Origin of the sequence: Mycobacterium sp. SM3041 (assembly GCF_039668335.1) — a bacterium.
Lineage (GTDB): Bacteria > Actinomycetota > Actinomycetes > Mycobacteriales > Mycobacteriaceae > Mycobacterium.
Window position 1 is genome coordinate 96,014 of sequence record NZ_JAYXBQ010000017.1, and the last position, 26,169, is coordinate 122,182.

The following is a 26,169-nucleotide window of genomic DNA, read 5'->3' on the forward strand; positions in this document are numbered from 1 at the left end:
ATGATCCGCACGACCGTCATGATGGCCGCAGTCGCCCTGGCGACCGCGATGGCGCCGCTGTGTGCGGCCGATCCCGTTGCACCCCAACAGGATCAACCATGTCCGCCGACAGCCGACGAAGCCACCACCATGCCGACGACACCGGCGCCCACAGCAGGGGCCAACACCCCGCTGCAGTGCCACCAAGGGCGTTGGCAGGCCGTCGCCCTCCCCGCGGAACCCAGCGACCGCTGGTGGAGCACCGGCCCCGTCATCGCGCTGCGCGGCCAGGGCATGCGTAATCCAAACCTGTTGTCCGGCAAATGGAGTGGCACGCCACTCAGCCCCGGGAACCGCTGCCACGTCGAGCAGCGCGCGGTGATCAGTGCCGGTGTCGTCAGCGCGCCGGCGGCCATCGATGGCGCACCCGACCAGACACTGCATTTCGACGTCGCGCCCACGGCGTCCTCGGTCGAGTTCTCCGGCTACTGCCTCTGGACGTTGCTCGACTGAGTTGTCAGCGCCGACCGTTCCGGTAGGCCGTGGGGGTGGTGCCGAACCACCGTTTGCACGACCGGGTGAGCACGCTCTGCTCGGCATAGCCGAGATTGCGGCAGAGCTGGTCGAGGGTCAGCTCGGTATCGAGCAGTAGCCGCTGTGCGGTGTCCCGGCGGGTCTGGTCGACCAGGTCGCCGAACGTCGCGCCCTCGGCCGACAGCCGCCGCTGCAGCGTCTTCGGATGCAGCCCGACATGGCGGGCAATGTCCTGCAGCCCCACGGCGCCACCGGGTAGCAACTGACGAACCAAGGTGCGGACCAATTGGGTTGTGGCAGGCTCGGATTCACCGATGGTACTGATGAGGTAGGCCATGGCCGTCTGATGCGCAATCCGGTCGGTGCGCAACGGTCGCTCCAGGTCGGCGGCGCGCAGCGTGAACCCGGCGACCGGTTCACCGAACGATGGTGCGCAGCCGAAGTAGGACTGGTACTCGTCGGCCGGGGTACGTGCCGAGTGCGGCAGGTGCACCGATATCGGGCGGTAGTCCGGGCCGAGGAACAGTCGCAACACCTGCAGCGTGACACCGAGCGAGAGCTCGATGGCCTGTGCCTGCGGCGGCGCCGGGTCCAGGAGGTACTCGAACTCGAAGCGACGCAGGTCCGTACCGACGGGGACAGTGATGCGGGCACTGATCGCCGGGCTGTACGCGGCCATGAACTTGTCGAAGATGACGAAGGCATCGGCGACCGTTTCGGCGTTGCGCGCGGCCAGACCGACCGGGCCGAGGATGTCGATGTTCTGGCGCAACGCAAGTCGACGCCCGAAGTCGGGAGTGCGCAGTGCCACAGCCGCGGACTCGAGCACCTGGGCACCTCTGGGCAGGGAGATGAACCGATCGTGACGGCCGACGTCCCCGCTCGCGATGTTCGCCACCGCGAGCAGCGCGTCACTGTCACCGCCGAGTTCAGCAACCAACTCATGGAAGCTGGTGAGCGCCGAGCCCCGGATCACCGACATGTCTCCAACTGTCAAAAATTTGTCGCGAAATGTCAAGACATGGACCGGTACGGTGCAGCACAGTCGAACTTCATGATGGGCCGGCGCGGCGTCGCGCCGGCCCGTCGACGACTGCATCGCCCACACGTCGCAAATTCAGCAAAGCGCGACCGTTTCGTCTCCAGCAACCCGAGGAGCACCATGACCCCACGCATCACCGCACTGGTGTCCGTCCCAGTGATGGGCGCCGCACTGGCCGTGGCACCACTGGTGGTGGCCCCCACCGCCGGCGCCGACGTCTGCGCCAGCGCCGGTGGCCGCCACTTCTCCGCCGGCGGCTGCACCAACATCGCGGGCGACGTCGCGGTGGGCACCGCCATCGCCGCGGCCCACGTCCCGTATGTCGCCGGTGAAGTTCCCTGCTACACAGACGAAGGCGTGCCGTATTACACGCCGCCCGGCGCCCCCTGCTGAATCCCCGCCGTCGTCGCGGACGGCGCTGTCCCGAACTGTCAAGAATCAGTCTCTAGGTGTCAAGACTTCGGGCAGCGCCGTCCTGCACAGTGGATGTGCGGACCGAACCCGGCCCGCGACAAACCATGGGCCCCACCCGGATTGGAGCTACGGCCGTCATGTCAGCAGCCGATGTCCTGCCGTGGTGCGGCACGTTGTCCATCGCCGTCGCCGCACTGGTGATCCTGGCCGGACCGGCAGGACGCCGCGCCTACCGCGCCGAGGGCGAGACCGCATCACGCCGCTGCCCGCTGCAGCAGCTCATGCGATCGAGCCCAACCGACGCCATGTATGTCGACCGCTTCCTTGACGTGAACACCGAGCCCTGGGTGCTGACTCTCCCCGACGCCGCCGACCGCAGCTATCTGTTCCAGGTGCTCTCCGGCCGGGCCGATGTCTTCGACGACGCCGACGAGCACGTCGCCTGGACGACGCCGCAGACGTATGCCATCACCGGCCCGAGCTGGAACGGCGAACTGCCCACCGGTGTCACCGAACATCGTTCACTCGCGCCGATCATCTGGCTGCTGGGCCGTGTCGAGTGCACGAACACGGCGGAGGACCGCGCCGCGGCGCAAGAGCTGCTGGACCGGATTTCGCTGGTTCCGTTGAGTGCCTACGTAACTCAGTTCGTGCCCGACTAGGGCGCCATCTCGTAACGACCAGCCAGGTCCCGCACCGTACGGACCATGCGCTCCAGGCGTGCCGGGTCGCCCACGGGTTCCGCGATCAGATCCAGCGCGAGTTTCTTCTGCGCCGCGGTCGCGGTCGGTTTGCAGTGCAGCGTGGTGGCGTGCCGGGAGAAGTCGGTGACGAGCACTTCGAACAGCTGGTCCAGCATGTCGTCGCCGGTGCCCTCGATGGCGGCCTGCTCGAGGATCAGCTGCGCATAGGGCAACAGGGTGAACAGCTCACCGATCGCGAACAGAAAGTCGACGTCGTCCTGCTGCGCGGCGGTCGGCGTGGCCGCCGCGAGCAGCGTCTGGAAACCGTTGGCCTGCTTGAGGAAGACCGCGACGTTCGGTAGATGAGCGAACTCCTGAAGGATGCCGCGCCAGTCTGCGAAGCCGACCCGGCCCAGGCCGCGGCTGGGACCTTGCGCGAACAGGAAGTCATCGTTTGTGAAGTCTCTGCGACGACGCACGTGCGGCAACTCTTCGGTGCGCAATGCCTTCGGAGCCTTGGGAATCCGCGCGATCCGTGGCACCAGGGCCGAACCCGCGGCCCGCAGGCTGTCGGCCACGGCCCGCGTCGCCGCGTTCGGCGAGTACTCGACGGGAAGCTGCTGCAGCGCCAGCAGGCCCGCATCGGCGGGACGGAACATGAAGTTCTGCATGAACTTCAGCGAGAGCGCCATGTTGACGTGGACGGTGCCCTCGAGGCGGGGCAGGCCGACTGAACCGAGCAGCGCCATCGGGAAGAACATGTCGTTCTCGAAACCGCGTGCGGCGATGGTGTCCGACAACAGCGTCACGATCTTCTCGCCCTCGCGGGTGACGGTCATCTTCTCGATGGCGTTGAACAGCAGATAGCGACGATCGGACGCGGATGCCGACCGCATGTAGTCGATGGCCCGCTCGCTGTAGAGCTTCATCCCGGCCAACCGGACATATGCCTCGGTGAGCATGCGCCGGATCTGCGGGAACTCGGTGACGTGCTGCCCGAACAGGATTCGATTCTCTGCGTGCGTGATCGCCTCGTACATCGCGTGTTCGCAGGTGCCGATCGCGCCGAACCCCAGGTTGAACTTACCGATGTTGACGGTGTTGATCGCGGCATGGAACGCGCCCTTGCCGGCATGCAGGATGTCGTCGGCGGAGACCGGGTAGTCCTCCAGATCGAAAGCGGCGACGTACATCTGGCCGTTGACGACGTTCTTGCGCAGCTTGTAGTCGTCGTGCCGGCTGTCGGCCGCGAAGAAGAGATACCCCTCGAAATCCTCGTCGGGCTTACCGCCGTCCAGCGCTGTCGAGCTGTCCAGGATCGGCTTGTCGGCACGGCGGCCGAACACCGACACCATCCGCGCCAGGTTGCCGTTCCCGATGTAGTACTTGCCGCCGTTCGCGCGGTAGCCGTCGTCGACCGGAGTCAACACCATGTCCGTGGAGTACACGTCCGCGCCGTGCTCCTTCTCCGACAGTCCGAACGCGAAGATCTCACCGGCCTCGAGAAGCGCGGCAGCGCGCCTACGGGCCGCGGTGTTGGACGACTGCCAGATGGGGCCGAGCCCCAGGATCGTGACCTGCCAGACGTACCAGTACTGCATGCCGTAGAAGCCCAGGATCTCGCTGAACATCGCGTTGCGTGCGGTGTCCCAGCGCTTGTCGGGGTCACCGTCCGCCTCCGATGCCGGCGTCAGGAACGTCGCGAAAACCTGTTCCTTCTTGAGGAATTCGATGAACTCCGCGTACCAGACGCGATCGCGGTCCTGCTGCGTCAGCCAGGCCTTGCCGTGGCTCTCGAAGAACTCGATGGTCGCGATGAAGATCTGCTGGGTCCGCTCGTCGAAGTCGGCGAAGTCCGGCTTGTGCGGGTTGAGCATGGTCATGCCGAGTAATCCTACAAGGATGAAGAACAATTATTCAAACAAGAATAATTTTGCTACATTCGGTTCATGGCCAACGACGCCGCAACGAAGACCCGGGAACGGGCAGCCCATCTGGGCCCGGAGCGCCGGCGGCCGCAGATTCTCGACGCCGCGCTCCAGATCGCCGCGGAATCCGGCACCGCGGCCGTGACCATCGGGGCGGTCGCCGGCCACCTCGGCGTCACCCGGCCGGTCATCTACTCCTGCTTCAAGGACCGGGTGGAACTCCTTGCCGCGCTGCTGGATCGAGAGGGCGACTCGCTTCGCGAGACCCTGCTGGCCGCTCTCCACACCGGCCGCGGCGACGATCCGGAGGCCGCATTCATCGACGGGTACCGCGCGCTGCTGCATGCCGTCGAGGACCAACCGAACACCTGGCGTTTCGTCTACCTGGCGCACGCCGATCCGGCGGTCGCCGACATGGTCGCCGAGACCCGCCGCGCGCTCGCGAGAAGTTCTTCGCGCTGGATCGCGCCGGCGTTGACGACGTGGTGGCAGACCACCGACCTCAATCGCAAGATGCCGATTCTGACCGAACTGTTCGTGTCCTCCAGCGAGGCCGCGGTCCGGTCCCTACTCGACCCCGAAAATGACTGGGACGCTGACAGTCTCGGTGAGTTTTACGGACGACTCATGTGCCGCGCGTTCGCCGCGGCCTGACGATCAAGGAGTAAGTCGTGCCCCAGCCAGTGCAACCCCTCGCCGACTACGGCTTCTTCGGCCCCGGCACCGTCACCTGGAAGGTATGGGGACACACCACCACTCCGGTGACGGGCCTGCAGCGCGCTGTCGTGGTCGAGGAACTCGACCCGTCGCTGATCGCGGCCGTCGATGCCACACAGGCCAACTACGACCGGCCGCGCACCCGGTATGACCGCACCGTCCGGTATTTCGCAACTGTCGCGTTCGGCGACAGCGAGTCCGTGGTCAAGGCCGCCGACGTGCTGGTGAAGGTGCACTCGAAAGCGATTGGCACAGAGCCGGTCAGCGGCAACAAGTACGACGCCAACAACCCGCACTCACAGCTGTGGATCCTGCTGACCGGATGGCATTCGGTACTGACCGCCTACGAGATGTACGGCGGCGGCAAGCTCACCCCCGAGGAAGAGAACCAGTACTGGGAAGAGTGCGCCGTCGCGGCCGAATTCCAGACCTGCGACCCGGCCGACGTACCGCGTACCAGCGCCGGTGTTCGCGCGTACTTCGACGAGATGCGCCCACATCTGGCGGTCAGTGAAGCGGCCCGCGCCATGATGGACCACCTGCTCAACGCCAAGGTCGTACTGCCGCCGGCGCCGTGGGCGCTCAAGCCGGTCGTCGAGCTCATCAACCTCGTCCTGCGCGCGGGCACGATTGCCACCATGCCGCGTTGGATGCGCAAGCTCAGCGGTTTCGACCAGCCCCGCGTCGTCGACATCGCCGTGCGCCCGGTACTCAAGGTTGCCTACGGCATCGTCGATCGAAGCCCACGGCTGAAACTCGCAGTGGCGCAGCTGATCGCGCCGTCGGTGACCCAGGTGGCCGCGCCGTACATCCTCGGCATCCCGGCGATCACCGATGCCGTGTTCACTCCAGAAGAGGCGCGCCGCCGCTACGGATTCGTCAAACCCGCTGACGCACACCACGATCTGCGGGCCAAGCAGCAGCAACGGGTGTTCGGCGAAGGGCAGGCTCCCAGCGACGAGGGCTTGATCGAGTCGCAGGCGTACCTCGGGAGTCTCGCCTAGCGCGGCAGCAGTTCGGCGACCAGGTCCCGGACCCGCTCGGCAATGGCATCGCGGATGGGCCGGACGGCCTCGATGGGTTGCCCCGCCGGGTCATCGAGTTTCCAGTCCCGGTAGGACACCCCCGGAAAGTACGGGCAGGTGTCACCGCAGCCCATGGTGATCACCACGTCGCTCGCTTCCACCGTGTCAGCCGTCAGCACCTTGGGCGCTTCGGCCGTGATGTCGATGCCGAGTTCGGCCATGGCCGCGACCGCGACCGGGTTGATCGCATCGGCGGGAGCCGTTCCCGCAGAACGTACTTCGATCTGCCCGTCGGACAGCTCAGTCAACAGCGCGGCCGCCATCTGCGACCGGCCGGCGTTGTGCACGCAGACGAACAGCACGCTGGGTTTGGGGCTCATGCGGGCACACTCCTCAGCCGCGGCCGCAGCGCCAGCGACAGATACACCAGCGCTACCAGAACCGGCACTTCGATCAGCGGCCCGACGACGCCGGCCAGGGCCTGGCCGGAGGTCGCGCCCCACGTCGCGATGGCCACGGCGATGGCCAGTTCGAAGTTGTTACCCGCCGCGGTGAACGCCAGCGTCGTGGTGCGTTCGTAGCCGAGTCCGAGGACGGCTCCCAGCACGTAACCACCGACCCACATGATCGCGAAGTAGACCAGCAGCGGGAGCGCGATACGGGCGACGTCCCATGGGCGAGTGGTGATCTGATGCCCTTGCAGCGCAAAGAGGATCACGATGGTGAACAGCAACCCGTACAGTGCCCACGGCCCGATCCGGGGCAGAAACGTCGACTCGTACCAGGTGCGGCCCTTGACGTTTTCCCCGAGACGACGTGACAGGTAGCCGGCAGCCAGCGGGATGCCGAGGAAGATCAGGACCGATTTCGCGATCTGGCCGGGCGACGTTGCGATCGAAGTCTGCGGCAGATGCAACCAGCCCGGGAGGACCGACAGATAGAACCAGCCGAGCACCGCGAACATCAGCACCTGGAACACCGAATTGAGCGCCACCAGAACGGCCGCGGCCTCTCGGTCGCCGCACGCCAGGTCGTTCCAGATGATCACCATGGCGATGCACCGCGCCAGACCGACAACGATGAGTCCGGTCCGGTACTCGGGCAGGTCCGCGAGGAACAGCCAGGCCAAGGCGAACATCAAAGCCGGGCCGAGCAGCCAGTTCAGCACCAGCGACGACACCAGCAGCTTGCGGTCGGAGGTGACGGTGTCGAGCCGGTCGTACCGGACCTTGGCCAGCACCGGATACATCATGATCAGCAGGCCCAGCGCGATCGGCAGCGAAATGCCGTCCACCTGAACCTTTTCCAGCACGACGTCCAGTCCGGGGACCCAGCGGCCCAGCAAGAGCCCGGCCGCCATCGCCAACCCGATCCAGACCGGCAGATACCGGTCGAGCGTCGAGAGTCGAGCTGTCGCCGGAGCGGCGTCAGCGGTCTGCGTCATGCCTGCGCCCCGCAGCACACCGCATCGTCCGATCCACTCGGGGCCGCGCCGAAGGTGTCACTGTCGGCGAGGACGGTGTAGACCTCCCAGCGTTCCCCGCCGGGGGCGGTCACCCACACCTTGTCCTGCGTGGCGAAGCAACAGGTGGTGCCGATCTCCTCTTCGGTGAACATCCCTGCGTCGGTGAGGCGGGCGATCTCCGCGTGCACGGCGTCGCTGGATTCGACCTCCACACCCAGGTGGTTGATCGACCCGCCGTGTCCCGGGTTCTCGAGCAGCACCAGTTTGAGCGGCGGATTCGCGATCGCGAAGTTCGCGTAGCCGGGCTTCACCTTGGCCGGCTCGGCGCCAAAGAGGTTGCGGTAGAAAGCGATCGACTCGTCGAGGTTGTCGACGTTCAGAGCGAGCTGGACACGAGACATGGCAGACCTCCTGAGGTATGTGACGTATATCGAAATCCGTAGCACAGTTCTACCGCACCTTTTCGATATATGTCAACAAGCTGAGGTAGCATCGGTGGCATGCCCAAGGCACTGCCCGTGATCGACATGTCGGAACCGTTGTGTTGCGCCCCGGTGGCCGCGAGCCCGACCGACGACGCCGCCGCACTCGACCTCGCCATGCGGCTCAAGGCACTCGCCGACCCCGCGCGCGTGAAACTGATGTCGCTGCTGTTCACCTGTGGCGAGCCCTGCACCACCGGCTCCCTTGCGGCCGTGGTGGGCCTGGCCGAATCGACGGTCAGTCACCACCTCGGCCAACTGCGGGCCGCCGGGTTCGTCATCTCCGAACGTCAGGGCATGAACGTGCACCACACCCCGCGGCGCGACGCGCTCGCCGCGCTGTGCCGGGTGCTCGACCCGAACTGCTGCTGACCGCCGATCAGCTCGGCAGCGGCAGGCCCAGAGAGGTGGCGAGGACGCCCGCCACGGCGGCCAGCAGCAACGTGATCACGACGTTTACCCGGCTGAACACCGCAACCACCGCCACCGCCAGGACGACGTACTGCCAGGTCTGGCTGATCGACATGGCCAGCGGCACGGCCGAACCCAGAATCGCGCCGATGGCGGCCGGACCCGCGCCGTCCAGGAAGGCGCGCACATAGCTGTTGCTGCGAATCCTGTCGAAGTGCTTGGCGCCCAACAGGATGAACAGGAACGACGGGCTGAACGCCACTACCGAGGCCAGCACCCCACCGAGCAATCCGGCGGCGGCATAGCCGACGACAGCGACGGTCTGCACCACCGGTCCCGGCGTGATCTGGCCCAGCGCAACGGCATTGAGGAACTGCGCCCCGGTCATCCAGTGGTAGTGGTCGACGGCGTCGGCCTGCATGAGCGGAATGATGACGAAGCCGCCGCCATACGACAGCGCACCGACCTTCAGCGCCACCCAGCACAGCGAACCCAACGTGCCCAGCGTCAGGGACTGGAGCGCCAGGACCGGCATGCTGCGTGCACCGGACCGGGGCAGCGTCGTCGTCCGTGCCAATTCGATTGCGCCACAAGCCAACAGCACCACAACCAGCCACGGTCCCAGCCGCGCGGCGGCGACCGCACCGGCCACGAGGTACACCGGCCACCAGACCGAACTGGTGCGCCGCTGCCAACTGGCGGGGATCAATGCGGCGCCCGCGTGCACGGCCACGGCAGCCACTGCCGCGCCCGCTCCGGCACCTGTCGCCAGCACCCACCGCGGCGGCGAACCGGCCAGGAACAACGCCGCCAGCCCGAGGATGACGATGAGCCCGGGAATGATGAATGCGGCGCCGCCGACCAGCGCACCCAGCCTGCCGCGGACGCGCCAGGCGCAGTAGATCGACAGCTGCGTCGACGCCGGCCCCGGCAACAGGTTGCAGGTGGCGATCGCGTCTTCGAACTCGGTGGCACCGATCCAGCGGCGCCGCTCCACGCACAGGCTGCGCAACAACCTGATGTGCGTGGGCGGGCCACCGAAACCGATACAGCCGATGGTGCCCCACTCCCGCAGGACAGTGCCCAAAGGCACTCGGGGCGGTGAATCCTCTGCGGGCGTGGTCACGACCAATCATCCTGGCGGGTCACGCCGCAACGCGCACCTTACGGGCAGGCGACGTCCATCTCGAAGCTCTTGTTCACCTGCTGCGGCGACCGCGGATTGCTCAGGTCGCTGCCGCTGGCGGTGCCCTTGATCGCGTACGACTTGCCCCGCACGGCGGCCACGGCGTTGTCCGACTCGCCAGGCTCGGAGCTCGTGAATCCCAGCGCGACACCGTCGACGGTGCCGAGCCCGACGGTACGAACCTGTGGCGGATCGCTCGTCGTCACCACGGCACCCACGCCGCTGGACACGTCGCCGATCCCGATCGTGACGTTGTCACCCGCCTGGTGGCAGGTCACTCCGCCGCTCACGGCACGTTGTTGTCCATCGACGATGACCTGCGGCGCGCGCAGGCCCGTATTCGGCGAGCCGGCATTCGGTTGGGAGTTCTCCGTGGAGCAACCGGCCAGCCCAAGGGCGACCACACCGATCACGACACTCTTGCGTACCAACATTCTCCTCCTTCGCATCGGGATATCTGGCGGTACAACGCCAGGGGTTCCCCGGAGCGGAGGAGATCAATCGTCCGCGGCGACGAGCTACGGGCAGACGGTGACGATCCCGGCGGGGCCGGTCACGCAAGGCAGGTTGACGTAGACCTCAGGGCCATCCCAGCCGCCACCGCGCCAACCCGGGCCACCCCAACCGCGGCCGTGGTCGTCCCAGTCGTCGTGGCCGTGGCCGTGGCCGCGGTCCATCGGGATGATGGCCGGGTCAGTCACCGGCGCAGCTTCGGAAATACCCGCACCGAAACCCAAAAACGCAGCTCCCAGGCTTGCTGCAAGTGCTGTAGTCGACGCAATCTTCTTCATCGTGGCCATAGCCATCCTCCGAAATAAGCAAAAAATCAAAATGCAATATGCGATCTAAGTATATGACGCTGACGTTGCTGAAGAAATTCCTGGGTTCGTCGGCAAGCGACTCCGCCCCGGATCGGCGGGCCTCGCGTAGCCTGTCAGCAAATCGATCTTGCATGGGAGATCCGGATGAAACGCACTCGCACCGCAGCTCTGCTCGCGGCGGCCTCGTCGGCAGTCGCCATCGTGATGGCCGTTCCCGCCCACGCCGACGACGTCGACCCCATGTTCCTGCAAGCGGTGCACGACAAGGGCATCCTGATGCCGAACAGCACCGCCATCAAGCTCGCGCACGGCACCTGTAGCGCGATGCGCAGCGGGGGCGTCAACTCGGCGCTGAGCTACCTGAAGAAGAACGCCGGCAACCTGTCCAACGACGACGCCGTCAAGTTCGGCGGGCTGGCCATCTACGCGTACTGCCGCGAGCTGACGCCGAAGGGACAGTAGGTCAGGGCCCCTCGGCCTCTGTCTCTGTCTCGGCGCTCAGGGCGTGGGCCGCTTCCATCAGCATCCAGCCCGCCACCTGCACCGACAGGTCGCGTTCCGGAATGTCGGATGAATTCACCGCGCCGTCAACCGATTTCGCTGTCTCGCCGGAGTCCTTCGGCAGCTCTGCCGTGCGGTCCCAGAACGCGCCGAACAGTGGGATGCCGTTGACGGACTGCCGGTAGTCCCACGCCGACTGCGCCGACTTCAGCACCAATTCGCGGGCAGTCGTCCTGGCCGCGTCGTCGTCCTCGGTATCGCCGGGCAACGTGGTGGCGACCAGCGTCAGGTACCGGACCAGGATGGCGCCGAACAGGCCACCGTCGCCGCCGCCGGCACCCCTGATGACGCCGTCGTCGAGCATGTGGTCCTTGACCGCGGCCACCAGGCGGTGCACCCGCTCGGCGTGCCGCGGATCGCCGGTGCGCACGGCCAGCTCCACTTCCAGGCCCAGCACCACGCCCTGGCAGTAGGTGTACTGGGCGCGCACCATCGAGCCGCCCTTGATGCCGTCGAACACAAGGTGCGTATCGGGGTCGATCAGCGTGCCGTCGATCCAGTCGGCCATCTGCTGCGCCCGCCGCAGGCGGTCGTGGCGGGCCAGGAAGATCCCGGCCGGGCCGTTCGCCGGGGCGTTGAAGAACTGGTCCTGCTTCCGCCACGGGATGCCGCCGCCGTCCTCGGGCACCCAGGCATTGAGGAACTGGTCGGCAAACGTCTTGAGCGCCTTGGGCCGGCCCACGCCGACCAGCCGGCCGGAACGCTCCAGGGCGAGCGCCAGCCAGGCCATGTCGTCGTAGTAGTTGTTGGTCCAGGACCCGTTGTTGCGCAGTCGATGTCCACGGATCTGCCGGCTGATGCGGGCGACGCGGTACTCCTGCGGGTCACGCAGCTGCGCGTCGACCATGCAGTCCAGCAGATGCGCCTGCCACCAGTAGTCCCAGCTCTTGAACAGCCGGTCGGCACGCGTCGACGGCCAGGCCACGACGCCCAGCTGGGTTCCGGGTATCCCCCAGAGCCGACGGATATGCCGGTTGAACACAGCCGTTTCGGCGCTGGCCGCACGGTTGGCCCAGACTGCATCCCCGTCGCTGCGCTCCACCGGACGCTGATCCATGCGTTCTATCCTGCCCTACCAGGCCCGATCCAGTCCGGCATGTTGCGTGATCCAGGTGTGCATCACGATGCCGGCGGCCACGCCGGCATTGATGCTCCGCGTCGAGCCGAATTGCGCGATGGACACCGTCATCATCGACCCCGTCTTGGCGTCGTCGGTGATGCCCGGTCCCTCCTGCCCGAAGATCAACAGGCATTCGCGCGGCAGCGTCGTCTCTTCCAGCCGCACCGAGCCGGGCACGTTGTCGACGGCCACCGGAGTCAGGCCCTTCTCGTCGGCGAAGGCCAGCAATTCCGCCGTGGTGGCATGGTGCAGGAGCCGCTGGTAGCGGTCGGTCACCATGGCGCCCCGGCGATTCCACCGCCGGCGGCCGACGATGTGCACGGTGTCCACCGCAAACGCGTTGGCGGTCCGCACCACCGCACCGATGTTGGCGTCGTTGCCGAAGTTCTCGATCGCGATGTGCAGCGGGTGCCGGCGCTGGTCGATGTCCGCGATGATCGCCTCACGTGTCCAATAGCGGTAGGCGTCGACGACGTTGCGAGTGTCGCCCTCGCGCAACAACTCCGGGTCATAACGCGGGTCGTCGGGCAGCTCACCGGGCCAGGGGCCGACGCCGGGCCCGGCGCCCCACTCGGTGGGCCCTGGCACGTCGGTGTGATCGGGGTGGTCGGCGACGTGATCACTCACGCGAAATCCACACCGCCGCACGGGTTCCCACCACGGTGACGGTGGCGTACAGCAGCGCCTGGTTGATGTCGCCCTGCGTGCACAGCGAGGCGCGGGTGTTGATGGCCCCGACCTTCGAATCCGGCAGCACCAGCAGCGTCGCACCGTAGACGTCACACAGGTGCGACAGCCCGGGCGGCGGCAGCGTCGGCGCCACCGCGATCATCAACGGCCCGCCGCGCTTGGCCGAGTCATCTTTGTACCTGCTTGCCAGACCACCGATCTCGAGGCCGAGCAGCATGTAGCCCTTGCCGGTGAACGCCGCCGGATCGCCCAGCGCCGCGGGGATCAGCTGCCCGCCGTCGGCGCGGAACCCGTCGACGCTGGTGGCCTTGAGAGTGAGCCCGGTGTCGGACTCGTTGGTCGGTGTCAGGCCGACGGGGTACGCCGCACCGTAGGCGACGGTGGTGTCCTTGATCCGGTCGGCGGGCGAGTAGAGGTAGACGCCACGAACCTGGGTCTGGTCGCGCATCGGACCCAAACAGACTGTGCCCGTTACCTTGTCCGGGTTCTGCACCACGGCGGGATTGATCTTGAGACTGGGGACGCCGGCGCAGCCGCCGATCAGGTTCGATTCGAGGGGGTGCGCCAGTGCGCCATAGAGGCCGAAGCGCAGCGTCTCGGGCTTGGCGTGTTCGCCGCCGGCTTTCGCCGCGGCCAGGTCGACGTCGATCAGCACCTGATCATCCTGGAAGCGCAGGTTGGACACCGAGACGTTCCAGCCCAGCAGGGTCTGCGACTCACCGACCTTGACGCTGGGCGCACCGAAGATGACGGAGTTGGCGGCACCGTCGCCCGAACAGGCGACCAGCACACCGGCCAGCAGCACAATCAGCAGCCGCGAGGCCAGCCTGCGAAAAGACATGCGGCCAAGGTTAGCCGCAGGCGAATCAGCGCTGATAATTCGGCGCGGGGCGGCCGTTCCGGGCCGGAGCGAACTGCGTGTAGCGGCCGATGTCGGCGCGGCCGGGGGCCTGGTTGCTGCGGCCGGCAGGCAGTTCGTTCTGCCGCATGGGGCCGGCACTGAGCGGACGGCTCGGCGAACCGCTGCGGCGGGCGACGGCCTGGCCGGCGACGCTGCTCTGGCCGGACGGCACCGGCGGCAGCACCCGCAGCAGGTCGTTGAACTGGCGGACGGTGCGCAGACCCTCGTCCCACTGAGCACGGGTGCTGGTGATCGGCATGGACACCAGCGTCCAGTTCTGCTCGTTCCACATGACCTCGGCGCAATCCGGGGCGGTGTGCGAGAACGTCACCATGCGGCGGTCGCAGGCGCGACGGGCGGCATCGAGGTTCGTGGAGTAGACCATGCGGGGACCGATGGCGCCGAGCAGCCAGATGTCGTTTTCCCGCGGCTCCGGGATGTCCTTGAGACGGACGTCCACGGCGACGTTGGTGCCGACCTTGCGGTGCAGGGCGATGACGGTGGCCACATCGTCGAGGTCGAAGATGAACACGGCCTCGCCGCGAATCTGCCCGAGCACGACATTGCGGGCGTGCACGTTCTCACCGACGGTCGACATGATGCCGCGGCTCCACCGCTTGACCAGGTCGGGAGTCTCGTGTTCGTAGTCGAACCCGTGCGACTTAGCCCATGACTTGCGGCGCCTGCCGAGGCCACGTCGACGGTCGATGTCGACGTACAGCAGCACCGCCGCACCCACGAAGCAGAGTGCAGAAAGTGTGAACCAGAGCGGGACCATCGGGCCAAGCCTACTGGTTGGTACCCGAAATGCTCGAACTCGAATTGGTCACAAGCTGGTCACATGCTATTTGAGGTAGGCGACGATCGCGTTCGTCAGCCCCCTGCGGGCCACGTCGAGGTCGGTGTAGGTGCCGAGCTGGCGCTCGGAAGCGATGCCGCGCATGGCGCCCGGGATGAATGCGGCCACCTCGCGCACCCGTTCTGGGTCGACGTCCAGGTCGGCGAAGGCCTGCCGGCAGGTCTGCAGCCAGCTCCGGCCCCATGACGACAACTCCGCGGCGGTCTTCGGGTAGAGCCGTTCCAGCTCGGCGTGATCCCGCGGCAGCGCCGCGCGCAGATTCTCGATGGCTCGCGAGTCGCCGATGGTCAGGCCGTCATAGAGCAGGTCGATGATGGTCGCGACGCGTTGCCGCAGCGTGGCACCGGTGTCGTGATGACTGAGCATGCCCGCGCGGCGCTCGGCGGTGCGGCGCAGGACCGCGGCCCAGAAGCCGTCGATGTCGCCGAACTGGTACTTCACCGCGCCCCAGGTGGCGCCGATCTCCTTGGCGATCCGGTTGGCCGACACCGCACCCGGGTCGCCCGTGGCCAGCGCCTTGCGCGCGGCCTCCAACATGCTCTCCCGGGTGGCGTCACCGCGCTTGTTGGTTCGTCGTGCCGCGGCGGTCATCGTCCGAGATTAGCGCAGTTTCAACGAACCCTCTTTCAAAGTTTCACAGAACCCCCTACGATTCGCGTCATGGCCAAACCGCAATTGCCGATGAAGCCGACGGGATGGTTCCAGGTCGCCTGGTCCGACGAGGTTCAAGTCGGCGCGGTGCACGCCATGAAGTACTTCGGCGAGGAGATGGTCGCCTGGCGCTCCGAGTCCGGCGCCGTCACCGTCATGAACGCCTACTGCGAGCACCTCGGCGCGCACCTCGGCTTCGGCGGCCATGTTGTCGGCGAGACGATCCAGTGCCCGTTCCACGGCTGGCAGTGGAACGCCGCCGGCCACAACGTCTGCATCCCGTACCAGGACCGGCCCAATCGCGGCCGCCGAATCCGGACCTACCCCGTCACCGAGCGCAACGAGGCCATCTACATCTGGCACGACGTCGAGGGCCGCGAGCCGTTCTTCGAGGCGCCCGACGTGTTCGCGTCATTCCACGACGGCAGCAGCGCCGCCGACTACTACCCGCAGCAGCGGCTGTTCCGCGAAACCCTCGAACTGCATCCGCAGTACGTCCTCGAGAACGGCGTCGACTTCGCGCACTTCAAGTTCGTGCACCAGACCCCGATCGTGCCTGTGTTCACCCGGCACGACTTCGCGGCGCCGATCTCCTACGTCGACTTCACCATCACGTTCGAGGGCAGCGACCAGCAGTCGATCGACGACGTGCGCAGCGGCGTCGAGGCGATCAACGGCGGTCTCGGCATCGCCGTCACCAAGAGCTGGGGCATGATCGACAACCGCACCATCTCGGCCGTCACACCCGTCGACGAGTCCACCTCGGACGTGCGGTTCATGGTCTACATCGGCCGGAGCCCCGGCAAAGACAGTCCCCGCGCCGCAGAGCGCGCCACCGCCTTCGGCGACGAGGTGATCCGCCAGTTCACCCAGGACATCCACATCTGGTCGCACCAGCGCTACTCCGATCCGCCGGCGCTGGCGACCGCCGAATACGAGGGCTTCACGGCGATCCGCAAGTGGGCCATGCAGTTCTATCCCGAAACCCCGAAGGGCTGACCAGATGTCCAAGATTCGCGTCTTCCAGGTGGCGACCGGCAACGTCGGAACCGAGATGATCAAGCGCATCAGCAAGCGCCCCGATCTCGAATTGATCGGATTACATTGCTACACAACGCAAAAGGTGGGTCGTGACGCCGGGGAGATCGCCGGGATCGGGCCGATCGGCGTCATCGCCACGGGCTCGGTCGACGACATCATCGCCGCGAAACCCGATGTGCTCACCTTCCACGGCGTCTTCCCCGACGAAGACCTGTACGTGAAAGTCCTCGAGGCCGGCATCAATATCGTCACGACGGCCGACTGGATCACCGGCTGGCACCGCGACACCAACCACCCGCATCCCTCGGGCCAGCCGGTGTCGCAGCTGCTGGCCGAGGCCTGCGCCAAGGGCGGGTCGACGTTCTACGGCACCGGCATGAATCCCGGCGTCAACCAAATCCTGGGCGTGGTGTGTTCGGCCGACGTCGCCGAGATCGAGAACGTCACCACCATCGAATCCGTCGACGTGTCGTGCCACCACAGCAAGGACACCTGGATCGAGGTGGGATACGGCCTGCCCGTTGATGATCCGTCGATCCCGGCGAAACTGGAGAAGTACACGCGGGTGTTCGCCGACAGTGTGCTGATGATGGCCGACTGCTTCGGGCTCGAGCTCGACGAGGTGACATTCAGCGCGGAACTCGGCGCCTGCACCAAAGACGTCGACCTGGGCTGGTACACGCTGCCGAAGGGCTCCCTGGGCGGCAACTACATCAAGTACCAGGGCATGGTCGACGGGGTGCCGCGCATCGAGACGCACCTGGAATGGCAGATGACACCGCACACCGACCCGAGCTGGAACATCAAGGGCTGCTACATCACTCAGATCAAGGGCGACCCGTGCGTCTACAACAAGCACATGATCTACCCGAAACCCGGTGTGGACCTGTCGAATCCGGACAACTTCGCCTCGATCGGCATGACCGTGACGGGGCTGCCCGCGCTCAACGTCATCGCCTCGGTGGTCAAGGCCCCGCCCGGACTACTGACGAGCGCCGACGTGCCGCTACGCGGTTTCGCGGGGCGGTTCAACATCTGACGCTCAGCGAAAAGTACGTAGCTTCAATCACTAGGCACCTGATGGCAGTCCGGTTGAACTCATGCACTTTTCGTCGGCACTGTTGCGCACCCCAAGCGAAAACCCCCTATTTCCAAGAAAATAGGGGGTTTTCACGTCTACTCGGGAACTACCTGAGCCTCAGCCGAGCACCAGGCTCTCGCCGTCTTCACTGACGTTCACCGGGACGGTGTCGCCGTCGTGCACCTCGCCGGCCAGCAGCTTCTTGGCCAACTGGTCGCCGATCGCCTGCTGCACCAGCCGGCGCAGCGGGCGCGCACCGTACAGCGGGTCGAAGCCACGGTCGCCCAGCCACTTCTTGGCGTCCAGCGAGACCTCCAGCTGGAGGCGCCGCTGAGCCAGCCGCTTCTGCAGCTGCTGCAGCTGGATGTCGACGATGGACACCAGCTGGTCCGGGTTCAGCGCGTCGAAGATCAGCACGTCGTCGAGCCGGTTGATGAACTCCGGCTTGAACTTGGCACGCACCGCCGCCATCACCTGATCCGGAGTACCTCCGGCGCCCAGGTTGGACGTCAGGATCAGGATGGTGTTGCGGAAGTCGACCGTGCGGCCCTGACCGTCGGTCAGCCGGCCTTCGTCGAGCACCTGCAGCAGCACGTCGAAGACGTCCGGGTGGGCCTTCTCGACCTCGTCGAACAGCACCACCGTGTACGGGCGTCGCCGCACCGCCTCGGTCAGCTGACCGCCGGCGTCGTAGCCGACGTAGCCGGGAGGGGCACCGACCAGACGAGCCACCGAGTGTTTCTCGCCGTACTCGCTCATGTCGATGCGGACCATCGCGCGTTCGTCGTCGAACAGGAACTCCGCCAACGCCTTTGCCAGCTCGGTCTTACCGACACCGGTCGGGCCCAGGAACAGGAACGAACCCGTCGGGCGGTTGGGGTCGGCGACCCCGGCCCGGGCCCGGCGCACGGCGTCGGACACCGCAACCACCGCTTCGGCCTGGCCGATGACGCGCTTGCCCAGCTCGCTCTCCATCCGCAGCAGCTTGGCCGTCTCGCCCTCGAGCATGCGGCCGGCCGGGATGCCCGTCCACGCCGACACCACGTCGGCGATGTCGTCGGAGCTGACCTCTTCCTTGAGCATGACGTTCTCGCGGGCCTCGGCAACGGGCAGCGCCGCGTCGAGTTGCTTCTCGACCGCGGGGATCCGGCCGTACCGCAGCTCGGCAGCCTTGGCCAGATCGCCGTCGCGCTCGGCCCGGTCGGCCTCACCGCGCAACGTCTCCAGCTGTTCCTTGAGCTCGCGGACGATGTCGATGGCGTTCTTCTCGTTCTGCCACCGGGTGGTCAGCTCGGAGAGCTTCTCCTTGTAGTCGGCCAACTCCGAGCGCAGCTTCTCCAGCCGCTCCTTCGACGCGTCGTCCTCTTCCTTGGACAGCGCCATCTCCTCGATCTCGAGGCGACGGACCAGTCGCTCGACCTCGTCGATCTCGACGGGCCGGGAGTCGATCTCCATGCGCAGCCGGGACGCGGCCTCGTCGACGAGGTCGATGGCCTTGTCCGGCAGGAAGCGGCTCGTGATGTAGCGATCGGAAAGAGTCGCCGCGGCTACCAGAGCCGAGTCCGTGATGCGCACACCGTGGTGCACCTCGTAGCGGTCCTTGAGGCCGCGCAGGATGCCGACGGTGTCCTCGACCGACGGCTCACCGACCAGCACCTGCTGGAAGCGGCGCTCCAGGGCGGCGTCCTTCTCGATGTACTTGCGGTACTCCTCGAGAGTGGTCGCACCCACCAGCCGCAGCTCGCCACGGGCCAGCATGGGCTTGATCATGTTGCCGGCGTCCATCGCGGACTCGCCGGTCGCGCCGGCACCCACGATGGTGTGCAACTCGTCGATGAAGGTGATGACCTGACCCGCCGAGTTCTTGATGTCATCGAGGACGGCCTTGAGCCGCTCTTCGAACTCACCGCGGTACTTGGCGCCGGCCACCATCGAGCCGAGGTCCAGGGAGATGACGGTCTTGTCCCGCAGGCTCTCCGGCACGTCACCTTGGACGATGCGCTGGGCCAGGCCCTCGACGATCGCGGTCTTACCGACGCCGGGCTCACCGATCAGCACGGGGTTGTTCTTCGTGCGCCGGCTCAGGACCTGCACGACACGACGAATCTCGTTGTCGCGACCGATGACCGGGTCGAGCTTGCCGTCCCGGGCGCGTGCGGTCAGGTCGGTGGAGTACTTCTCCAGCGCCTGGTAGCTGCCCTCGGGGTCGGGGCTGGTGACGCGGGCGCTGCCGCGGACCTTCACGAACGCCTCGCGCAGGGTCTGCGGCGCGGCGCCGTGGTTGACCAGCAGCTTGGCGACGTCGGAGTCGCCACTGGCCAGGCCGTACAGCAGGTGCTCGGTGGAGACGTATTCGTCGTCCATCTCGGTGGCCAGGTGCTGGGCAGCCGTCAGGGCTGCCACCGACTCACGAGACAGTTGCGGCGTCGAGTTGGCGCCACTGGCACTGGGCAGCTGGTCGATCAGCCGCTGGGCCTCGGCCCGGATGGCGGCGGGCTCGACTCCGACGGCCTCCAGCAGAGGCGCGGCGATGCCGTCATTCTGGGTCAGCAGAGCCATCAACAAGTGCGCCGGACGGATCTCCGGGTTTCCGGCGGCAGTCGCCGCCTGCAACGCTGAGGTCAGCGCCGCCTGAGTCTTCGTGGTCGGGTTGAACGAGTCCACGACACCTCCCTTTCGTCTACAGAAAAATGCTTGTCGCTGAGTTCAACGTCGTCAAGGTTGAGTCTGTTCCGCTCAAGTCTAGAAAATTCCGACCAATTTTCAATACCGCCACAAGTCCTTTTCCACGCTGTCCGAATGCCCCTTGTCGGTGAAGGCATACTTGTCGCGACCGCGAAGGGGTGCACGCATGACAGATTGGGCTTCGGTCCTGACCGAACTGATTCCCCTCGCCTTGGTGATCGCCCTTTCTCCACTGTCGATCATTCCCGCGGTCCTGGTGCTGCACTCCCCCCACGCCCGCATCACCGGCTTGACGTTTCTCGCCGGCTGGCTCGTGGCCATCGGCGTACTCACCGGGGTTTTCGTCCAGCTGTCCGGCCTCATGCCCGAGGCCGGCCATCCGTCGACGACGGCGTCGTGGGTGCGCATCGTGATCGGCGTCCTGCTGGTCGTCTTCGGCATCTACCGGTGGGCCAACCGCAACCACGACGCGCCCGAGCCGGCCTGGATGCGGAAGCTGACCAGCGTCACCCCCGCCCGGGGTTTCGTGACCGCCGCGGTGCTCGCGCTCGTGAACCCGAAAGTGCTGTTCATGTGCGTCGCCGCCGGACTGGCGATCAGCACCGACGAACTCCCCCACGCGGCGGCCTTGGCGTCGGTGCTGTGGTTCACCGTGGTGGCGGGCAGCTCGGTCGCCATCCCGATCCTGACCTACGCCGCCGCCGGCGAGCGGCTGGACCCGGCCATGGCCCGCCTCGGCGCCTGGCTGCACCGCCAACACGCGGTACTGGTCGCCGGAATCCTGATCGTCATCGGACTTCTCGTGGCTTACAAGGGCCTGAGCCACCTCTAGGACTACCGTTTAACCATGTCCGAGTCCGGCTTCGGCGATTTCGAGTTCGAACGAAAGTTCCTCGTCCGCGACCTGCCCGCTGTCACAGCGTCCGACCCGAGCCCTGCCCTGATCGTGCAGGCCTACCTGTTCGCGTCCGATGGCTATGCCGTCCGGGTCCGCGTCCAGGGCCCCGCTCCGGCCGATCTCAGCGATCCGGCGGTGGACCTCATCGACGCCATCGGCAGCGACTCGATCGGCACCATGACCGCCAAGGGCCCGGCCACCGGCGGCACCCGCTATGAGGCCGAACGCGAACTCGATCCGCTGGTGGCCGGCGAAATCGTCCGTCGCGCCGAGCACGTCGTCACCAAGGTGCGGTACTCGGTGTGGCTGGGTGAGGACGGCTGGATCATCGACCGATTCACCGGCGGCAATGCCCCGCTCCTGCTGGCCGAGGTCGAGCGCGGCGGACCGGTGGTCGACCTCGCGATCCCGACGTTCTGCGTCACCGAGGTGTCCGAGGACGACCGGTTCCGCAACGAGTACCTGGCCCACCAGCCGTACGGCACGTGGGCCGACGCGCACCGGCGCGAACTCGACCGGCTGGGCCCCAGCTTCGTCAACACGTTGGGGCAGAACCACTTCGACGATGCCTGATGGGACTTGACGACCGCGAAGCGCTGATGACGGTGCGGGCCGTGGTCGACCCTGCGCGCGGCGGGGACGACGTGATCGGCCGCTTCTACACCCGGTGGTTCGCCGGCGACCTGTCGGCGCGCGACCTCTTCCCACCGGACCTGGCCGCCCAGCGCACCGCCTTCAGCCAGGCGCTGTTCTGGGTGCTGGGCGAATTCATCGAGCAGCGGGCAGAGGAGCCGGTGGCATTCCTGGCCCAGCTCGGCCGGGATCACCGCAAATACGGTGTGGGACATCAGCATTACGCGGCGCTACAGGACGCGCTGCTGACCACCCTGCGCGATGAACTCGGCGACCGCTGGGATGCCCGGGTCGCCGAGGCCACCACGCATGCCGTCGATCTGATCGTCGGCGTCATGCGCGGCGCGGCCGATGCCGAACAGACACCGCCCTATGTCGACGGCACCGTCGTCGAGCATCTGCGCGTCACCCGGGATGTCTCGGTGGTAAGACTGCAGCTCGACCAGGCGCTGCCGTATCACGCCGGGCAGTACGTCGCGGTGCAGGTGCCGCAGTGGCCGCGACGCTGGCGACACCTGAGTCCCTCGATGCCCTCAGATGCCAGCGGCGCCATCGAGTTTCACGTCCGCTCCGTCAGCGGCGGCATGGTGAGCACCGCGATCGTCAACCAGACCGCACCCGGCGACCGCTGGCGACTGTCCAATCCCCATGGCGGACTGCATGTTTCACGTTCCGACGGTGATGTGCTGATGGTGGCCGGCAGCACCGGACTGGCCCCGCTGCGGGCGCTGTTGATGAATCTGTGCCGCGAGGCCGAGAATCCGCGCGTGCATCTGTTCTTCGGCGGGCGCTACCCCTGCGACCTGTACGACCTGCGTGTCCTGTGGGAGATCGCGGCCACCAATCCGTGGCTGTCCGTCACGCCGGTATCCGAGTACTCCACCGACCCGCCGTGGGCCGCCGACTATCCCGATGTGACGCCGCCGCGCGGGCTGCACGTCCGGCAGACCGGGCTGCTGGCTGACGTCGTGACGAGCTACGGCAGCTGGGGCGACCGGCAGATCCTGCTGTGCGGCGGACCCGCGATGGTCACGGCGACCAAAGCCGCCCTGATCGCCAAAGGCGCACCACCAGAACGTATTCAGCACGACCCGTTGGCCCACTGACGCTGGAGGAATCGATGGCCGAACTCGACACCGTCGTCTTGCGCGACCCCGAGTCCGCGATGACGGCGACGTTCGTCCCCGGTGCCGGCATGATCGGCACGTCGTTCGCCGAAGGCGATCTCGAGTTCCTCGGCCAGCGCCGCGGCCTCGAGGCCTACCTGGCGAACGCCAAGACCATGGGCATCCCGCTGCTGTATCCGTGGGCGAACCGGTTGGGCGCCAACACCTATGACGTCGACGGTGGCGTCGTCACGTTGACGCCCGGCTCCGGCGGTGTCCGCACCGACCCGCACGGCGCACCCATGCACGGTGTCCTGGCCGCGTACCCGGGTTGGGTGATCGTCGAGCAGTCCGCGAATTCTGTCACCGCCGCAGTCGATTTCAACCGGCCCGGCCTGTTGGCGTCGTTCCCGTTCCCGCATGTGCTGACGCAACGGGCCACGTTGGTGGGTCGTGTCCTGTCGGTCGAGACGACCGTCCGGCCGTCGGCCTCCGCGGCAGTGCCGCTGTGCTTCGGGTACCACCCGTACCTGACCATTCCGGGTGTGCCCCGCGAGGATTGGGTACTGGAGACGCCGGCGATGCGGCACCTTCCGACCGATGATCGCGGGTTGCCGTCCGGTGCTGTCGAGCCGTGGCCGGCGCAGTCCGCGCCGCTCGGCGACACCGCCTACGACGACGGCTTCGACCAAGTGCCCGACGGCGCGCAGTTCATCCTCAGTGGTGGCGACCACCGGATCGCGGTGACGTTCGAAACCGGCTACCCCGCCGCGCAACTGTTCGCGCCGCCCGGCGACGCCTTGGTGGCCATCGAGCCCATGGCCGCGCCCACCGACGCGCTGCGCCGGGGCGGCTACCGCGTCGCGGCGCCGGGGCGACCGGCGACAGCGCGGTTCTCGATCACGGTCAACTGAGTTCCGAAATCGCGGCCGGTGCCGCACACTTTCTGACGTGGATACGCAAGACCGCCTCGACCGGTGGGAACACCGCGCGGAGTGGCCCCTGGCCGCCGTCGCCGCCCTGTTCCTGGCCGCGTACAGCATCGAGGTCCTCGTCCAGCCGACGGGCCTGCTCGCCCGGCTCCTGACCCTGGTGACCTGGTTGGCGTGGGCGGTGTTCACGGCCGACTACGCGGCGCGGCTCTATCTGGCCCCCGACCGCAGGCAGTGGTTCTTCCGGCATCTGGTCGACCTCGCCGTCGTGCTGCTGCCGCTGCTGCGGCCGCTTCGTCTACTCCGGCTGGTCGTGCTCGTCGGTGCCCTGCAGAAGGCCATCGGCAACGCCATCCGCGGCAAGGTGATCATCTACACCATCTCGGGCGCCGTGCTGTTGGTGTACGTCGGGGCGCTGGCGGTGTACGAAGCCGAACGCGGTGCGCCCGACGCCCACATCACGAGCTTCGGACTGGCGGTGTGGTGGGCGATGACCACAATCACCACCGTCGGCTACGGCGACATGTACCCCGTCACCACCACCGGCCGAGTCATGGCCAGCCTCATGATGATCGGCGGTATCAGCCTGGTCGGTTCGATCACGGCGACCATCGCGTCATGGATCGTGCAGAGCGTTTCGATCGACGATCAGAAACAAGACGCCGTGACGGCGGCGCACATCGAAGACCTGCGGGGTGAGATCGCGCAACTACGGGAGTTGTTGCGCGACAAGGTGAGTGGAGATGCAACTCCGGTCAACTGAGCCGCCTCACAGCTAATCCCCCTCGTTCCGTTGGCCACACACAGCGCGTAGCGTGCCCGCGTTTGGATCGAAGGTCAGCACCAGAGAGTCACCAAGGCGAGCTCCAGCGGCCTTGGCGAGACGGCGAATTGATCCCATATTGGGCGCAGCGGGCTCGAACAGTGCCCATGCAACGGAGACGAACCCGCAGGATGTTTCGAAGTCACGGCGGTTCCCCGGCGTCACGCCAATCGCCTGCGCGACAGGTGGATCGATCGATAAGCCCGAACCTCGGAGAACCTGTGCGGTGACTGGGATTGCGATTCGGATACTGCCGTCGGACTGACGAACTGCGCCAGGCACGGTGCTCAGTAAAGGTATTGATGGCCATGCGTCTTCGGGGCGTCGGCAACGCACCATGCCCCGTTCGGTTACGAACGCCAGAGTCGCCAGGTACGTACGGACTGAGCTTTCCTTGATGTCCGGGAATGCCTTGAGCATGTCGTCAAGCAACGTCCGTACCGGCATCCGCCCGCCGGCAGCCTCGATACGGTTGGTCAGTTCTTGCGCGATGCCGCCGTACTCGGGATAACTCCACCCGGCCAAGGCCCATCCAGTTCGGCTCGTTCGCCTAAATGTGTCGTTGCCGTGCAACGCTTTCAGTACAGATTTGGCGCTGACCGAATCCCCCACCATGTCGCTGATTTCTTCGGCAGTCATCGGCCGCCCAGCAGCGTCCAATGCCACTACGATTTTGGCCCTGAGCCCAGAGCGCGGCGGCAGGTAGGCGCCGCCGATCCTGCTCAGTGCCAGCGTGTCCAAATACGGAGGCACTGCATCTCGCCGCATCCCTTCGGCTGTGAACTCCCCAGCCAGTGTCTCCAGGGTCTGGGCGTACCTTCCACGAAAGAGCCTCCGGACACAAGCATCGACCCGTCGAAGTCCGCCCTGCGACGCATCTTCGAACCAGTCCCCATGCTCCTTGTACGGCCCGGCGACGTACAGCAACAGCCGGGCGGCTTCGCTCGTCGGCTCTAGCCCCAGCTGCTGAATCTCTGACTCGACTGTTTCTCGCGGCACATAGATGCCGAGCCTGCGGCGCAATTCATCTGCCGACTGCCGGATCCGAAAGTGGCCAGGTTCGCTGAGTAGTTCCGCGAAGCGCGACCGAATCCGGCTCTCGTTTCGCCACAACCAGGTCGGGTGCACACCAAGCTCTTCGGCGAGTCGCTCTTGAGTGACTTGAGTGGATCCCCATGCTCGAGCGCGCAGAACGTGGTGGTCGCGCTCCCCGATGCCAGCCACCAATCGATCGAGCCCGTCTGCAAGCGACGGTTGAGGACCGTCCACAGAGTCCGCCAATTGGCTCACTGCGTCATGTGCTGCTGCCACGATCGACGCGACGGTACGGACCCCGCTCGATCGAGATTCAAGCAGTTCGGCGATCGTCGTTTCGGCGATGTCGGACCACGTTGTGTAGCGCGATGCGTACAAACTCCGCGCACGAGGCGGCAACTTTCCGTACGGAATGCGCTGGTTCGCGACCGCATCAAAGCCAGCGACGAGTTCACCAATCTGAACG

At 66.6% G+C, this 26,169-nt stretch carries 27 protein-coding genes and 1 pseudogene; 14 read left to right on the plus strand and 14 right to left on the minus strand.

What is annotated here, in order from left to right; all coding sequences use genetic code 11:
- Positions 1 to 492: a hypothetical protein gene (locus VXD91_RS05465; RefSeq protein WP_138247813.1), complete on the plus strand. Its 492-nt coding sequence runs from the start codon at positions 1 to 3 to the stop codon at positions 490 to 492.
- A 4-nt stretch (positions 493 to 496) separates the two neighbouring features.
- Here the strand turns inward: VXD91_RS05465 and VXD91_RS05470 are convergent, their stop codons facing one another.
- Positions 497 to 1,495: an AraC family transcriptional regulator gene (locus VXD91_RS05470; protein WP_346414866.1), complete on the minus strand. Its 999-nt coding sequence runs from the start codon at positions 1,493 to 1,495 to the stop codon at positions 497 to 499.
- A 180-nt stretch (positions 1,496 to 1,675) separates the two neighbouring features.
- Between VXD91_RS05470 and VXD91_RS05475 the strand changes: the two genes are divergently transcribed.
- Positions 1,676 to 1,948 (plus strand): hypothetical protein, encoded by a 273-nt coding sequence (locus VXD91_RS05475; protein WP_138247811.1) that lies wholly within the window; start codon positions 1,676 to 1,678, stop codon positions 1,946 to 1,948.
- Positions 1,949 to 2,106: 158 nt separating this feature from the next.
- On the plus strand, positions 2,107 to 2,631 hold the full coding sequence (locus VXD91_RS05480) for a DUF1254 domain-containing protein (protein WP_346414867.1): 525 nt from the start codon (positions 2,107 to 2,109) through the stop codon (positions 2,629 to 2,631).
- Here VXD91_RS05480 and VXD91_RS05485 read toward each other — a convergent pair.
- Positions 2,628 to 4,535, minus strand: a complete 1,908-nt coding sequence (locus VXD91_RS05485) for an acyl-CoA dehydrogenase (protein ID WP_346414868.1) — start codon at positions 4,533 to 4,535, stop codon at positions 2,628 to 2,630. The two genes, VXD91_RS05480 and VXD91_RS05485, sit on opposite strands and share 4 nt — an antisense overlap.
- 66 nt (positions 4,536 to 4,601) lie before the next feature.
- On the opposite strand from VXD91_RS05485, the gene VXD91_RS05490 reads away from it, so the two are divergent.
- Positions 4,602 to 5,234 (plus strand): TetR/AcrR family transcriptional regulator, encoded by a 633-nt coding sequence (locus VXD91_RS05490; RefSeq protein WP_060999488.1) that lies wholly within the window; start codon positions 4,602 to 4,604, stop codon positions 5,232 to 5,234.
- Positions 5,235 to 5,251: 17 nt separating this feature from the next.
- Complete coding sequence (locus VXD91_RS05495) at positions 5,252 to 6,301, plus strand: oxygenase MpaB family protein (protein WP_346414869.1); 1,050 nt, start codon at positions 5,252 to 5,254, stop codon at positions 6,299 to 6,301.
- Here VXD91_RS05495 and arsB read toward each other — a convergent pair.
- Together arsB and VXD91_RS05505 are read right to left on the minus strand one after the other, a co-directional pair.
- Positions 6,298 to 7,766: pseudogene (arsB, locus tag VXD91_RS05500) on the minus strand (ACR3 family arsenite efflux transporter). The gene VXD91_RS05495 and the pseudogene arsB overlap by 4 nt on opposite strands.
- Positions 7,763 to 8,188, minus strand: coding sequence for an ArsI/CadI family heavy metal resistance metalloenzyme (locus VXD91_RS05505; protein WP_346414870.1), 426 nt, complete (start codon positions 8,186 to 8,188; stop codon positions 7,763 to 7,765). Before VXD91_RS05505 ends, arsB begins: the two are co-directional and overlap by 4 nt.
- A 99-nt stretch (positions 8,189 to 8,287) precedes the next feature.
- Between VXD91_RS05505 and VXD91_RS05510 the strand changes: the two genes are divergently transcribed.
- Positions 8,288 to 8,641, plus strand: a complete 354-nt coding sequence (locus VXD91_RS05510) for an Rv2640c family ArsR-like transcriptional regulator (RefSeq protein WP_060999484.1) — start codon at positions 8,288 to 8,290, stop codon at positions 8,639 to 8,641.
- Positions 8,642 to 8,648: 7 nt separating this feature from the next.
- Here VXD91_RS05510 and chrA read toward each other — a convergent pair whose 3' ends face one another.
- The 3 genes from chrA to VXD91_RS05525 all read right to left on the minus strand — a co-directional run bounded on the left by chrA (position 8,649) and on the right by VXD91_RS05525 (position 10,567).
- The gene (chrA, locus tag VXD91_RS05515; protein ID WP_346414871.1) at positions 8,649 to 9,806 is read right to left on the minus strand and encodes a chromate efflux transporter; all 1,158 of its coding nucleotides are present in this window, start codon (positions 9,804 to 9,806) and stop codon (positions 8,649 to 8,651) included.
- Between the two features lie 38 nt (positions 9,807 to 9,844).
- Positions 9,845 to 10,300 (minus strand): lipoprotein LpqH, encoded by a 456-nt coding sequence (locus VXD91_RS05520; protein WP_346414872.1) that lies wholly within the window; start codon positions 10,298 to 10,300, stop codon positions 9,845 to 9,847.
- Between the two features lie 84 nt (positions 10,301 to 10,384).
- On the minus strand, positions 10,385 to 10,567 hold the full coding sequence (locus tag VXD91_RS05525; RefSeq protein WP_060999479.1) for a hypothetical protein: 183 nt from the start codon (positions 10,565 to 10,567) through the stop codon (positions 10,385 to 10,387).
- 264 nt (positions 10,568 to 10,831) lie between these two features.
- Between VXD91_RS05525 and VXD91_RS05530 the strand changes: the two genes are divergently transcribed.
- Positions 10,832 to 11,149, plus strand: a complete 318-nt coding sequence (locus tag VXD91_RS05530) for a DUF732 domain-containing protein (protein ID WP_060999477.1) — start codon at positions 10,832 to 10,834, stop codon at positions 11,147 to 11,149.
- A 1-nt stretch (position 11,150) separates the two neighbouring features.
- Here VXD91_RS05530 and VXD91_RS05535 read toward each other — a convergent pair whose 3' ends face one another.
- The 5 genes from VXD91_RS05535 to VXD91_RS05555 form a co-directional block, all read right to left on the minus strand.
- Positions 11,151 to 12,305 carry a glycoside hydrolase family 76 protein gene (locus VXD91_RS05535; RefSeq protein WP_346414873.1) on the minus strand — a complete coding sequence of 385 codons (1,155 nt, stop codon included), beginning with the start codon at positions 12,303 to 12,305 and terminating at the stop codon, positions 11,151 to 11,153.
- A gap of 15 nt (positions 12,306 to 12,320) precedes the next feature.
- Positions 12,321 to 12,995 (minus strand): RNA methyltransferase, encoded by a 675-nt coding sequence (locus VXD91_RS05540; protein ID WP_060999472.1) that lies wholly within the window; start codon positions 12,993 to 12,995, stop codon positions 12,321 to 12,323.
- Complete coding sequence (locus tag VXD91_RS05545; RefSeq protein WP_346414874.1) at positions 12,988 to 13,899, minus strand: hypothetical protein; 912 nt, start codon at positions 13,897 to 13,899, stop codon at positions 12,988 to 12,990. Before VXD91_RS05545 ends, VXD91_RS05540 begins: the two co-directional genes overlap by 8 nt.
- A gap of 25 nt (positions 13,900 to 13,924) precedes the next feature.
- Positions 13,925 to 14,737 (minus strand): trehalose monomycolate transport factor TtfA, encoded by an 813-nt coding sequence (ttfA, locus tag VXD91_RS05550; protein WP_064857537.1) that lies wholly within the window; start codon positions 14,735 to 14,737, stop codon positions 13,925 to 13,927.
- Between the two features lie 66 nt (positions 14,738 to 14,803).
- Complete coding sequence (locus VXD91_RS05555; protein ID WP_133427982.1) at positions 14,804 to 15,409, minus strand: TetR/AcrR family transcriptional regulator; 606 nt, start codon at positions 15,407 to 15,409, stop codon at positions 14,804 to 14,806.
- Positions 15,410 to 15,478: 69 nt separating this feature from the next.
- Between VXD91_RS05555 and VXD91_RS05560 the strand changes: the two genes are divergently transcribed.
- Together VXD91_RS05560 and VXD91_RS05565 are read left to right on the plus strand one after the other, a co-directional pair.
- Positions 15,479 to 16,468: a Rieske 2Fe-2S domain-containing protein gene (locus tag VXD91_RS05560; protein WP_346414875.1), complete on the plus strand. Its 990-nt coding sequence runs from the start codon at positions 15,479 to 15,481 to the stop codon at positions 16,466 to 16,468.
- A 4-nt stretch (positions 16,469 to 16,472) separates the two neighbouring features.
- Positions 16,473 to 17,549, plus strand: coding sequence for a dihydrodipicolinate reductase (locus tag VXD91_RS05565; RefSeq protein WP_346414877.1), 1,077 nt, complete (start codon positions 16,473 to 16,475; stop codon positions 17,547 to 17,549).
- Positions 17,550 to 17,708: 159 nt separating this feature from the next.
- Here the strand turns inward: VXD91_RS05565 and clpB are convergent, their stop codons facing one another.
- Positions 17,709 to 20,255, minus strand: a complete 2,547-nt coding sequence (gene clpB, locus VXD91_RS05570) for an ATP-dependent chaperone ClpB (protein ID WP_346414878.1) — start codon at positions 20,253 to 20,255, stop codon at positions 17,709 to 17,711.
- Positions 20,256 to 20,442: 187 nt separating this feature from the next.
- Between clpB and VXD91_RS05575 the strand changes: the two genes are divergently transcribed.
- The 5 genes from VXD91_RS05575 to VXD91_RS05595 are packed head-to-tail and all read left to right on the plus strand — an operon-like array spanning position 20,443 to position 24,608.
- Positions 20,443 to 21,108, plus strand: coding sequence for a GAP family protein (locus tag VXD91_RS05575; protein ID WP_346414879.1), 666 nt, complete (start codon positions 20,443 to 20,445; stop codon positions 21,106 to 21,108).
- A 15-nt stretch (positions 21,109 to 21,123) separates the two neighbouring features.
- On the plus strand, positions 21,124 to 21,747 hold the full coding sequence (locus VXD91_RS05580) for a CYTH domain-containing protein (protein ID WP_346414880.1): 624 nt from the start codon (positions 21,124 to 21,126) through the stop codon (positions 21,745 to 21,747).
- Entirely contained in the window at positions 21,747 to 22,913 is a 1,167-nt protein-coding gene (locus VXD91_RS05585) for an FAD-binding oxidoreductase (RefSeq protein ID WP_346414881.1), read from the plus strand. The genes VXD91_RS05580 and VXD91_RS05585 overlap by 1 nt, the downstream gene beginning before the upstream one ends.
- A 14-nt stretch (positions 22,914 to 22,927) precedes the next feature.
- Complete coding sequence (locus VXD91_RS05590) at positions 22,928 to 23,827, plus strand: aldose 1-epimerase (protein ID WP_346414882.1); 900 nt, start codon at positions 22,928 to 22,930, stop codon at positions 23,825 to 23,827.
- Positions 23,828 to 23,864: 37 nt separating this feature from the next.
- Positions 23,865 to 24,608 carry a potassium channel family protein gene (locus VXD91_RS05595; protein ID WP_212808144.1) on the plus strand — a complete coding sequence of 248 codons (744 nt, stop codon included), beginning with the start codon at positions 23,865 to 23,867 and terminating at the stop codon, positions 24,606 to 24,608.
- Positions 24,609 to 24,620: 12 nt separating this feature from the next.
- Here VXD91_RS05595 and VXD91_RS05600 read toward each other — a convergent pair.
- The coding region (locus tag VXD91_RS05600; protein ID WP_346414883.1) for a hypothetical protein at positions 24,621 to 26,169 on the minus strand (1,549 nt) is incomplete at its 5' end.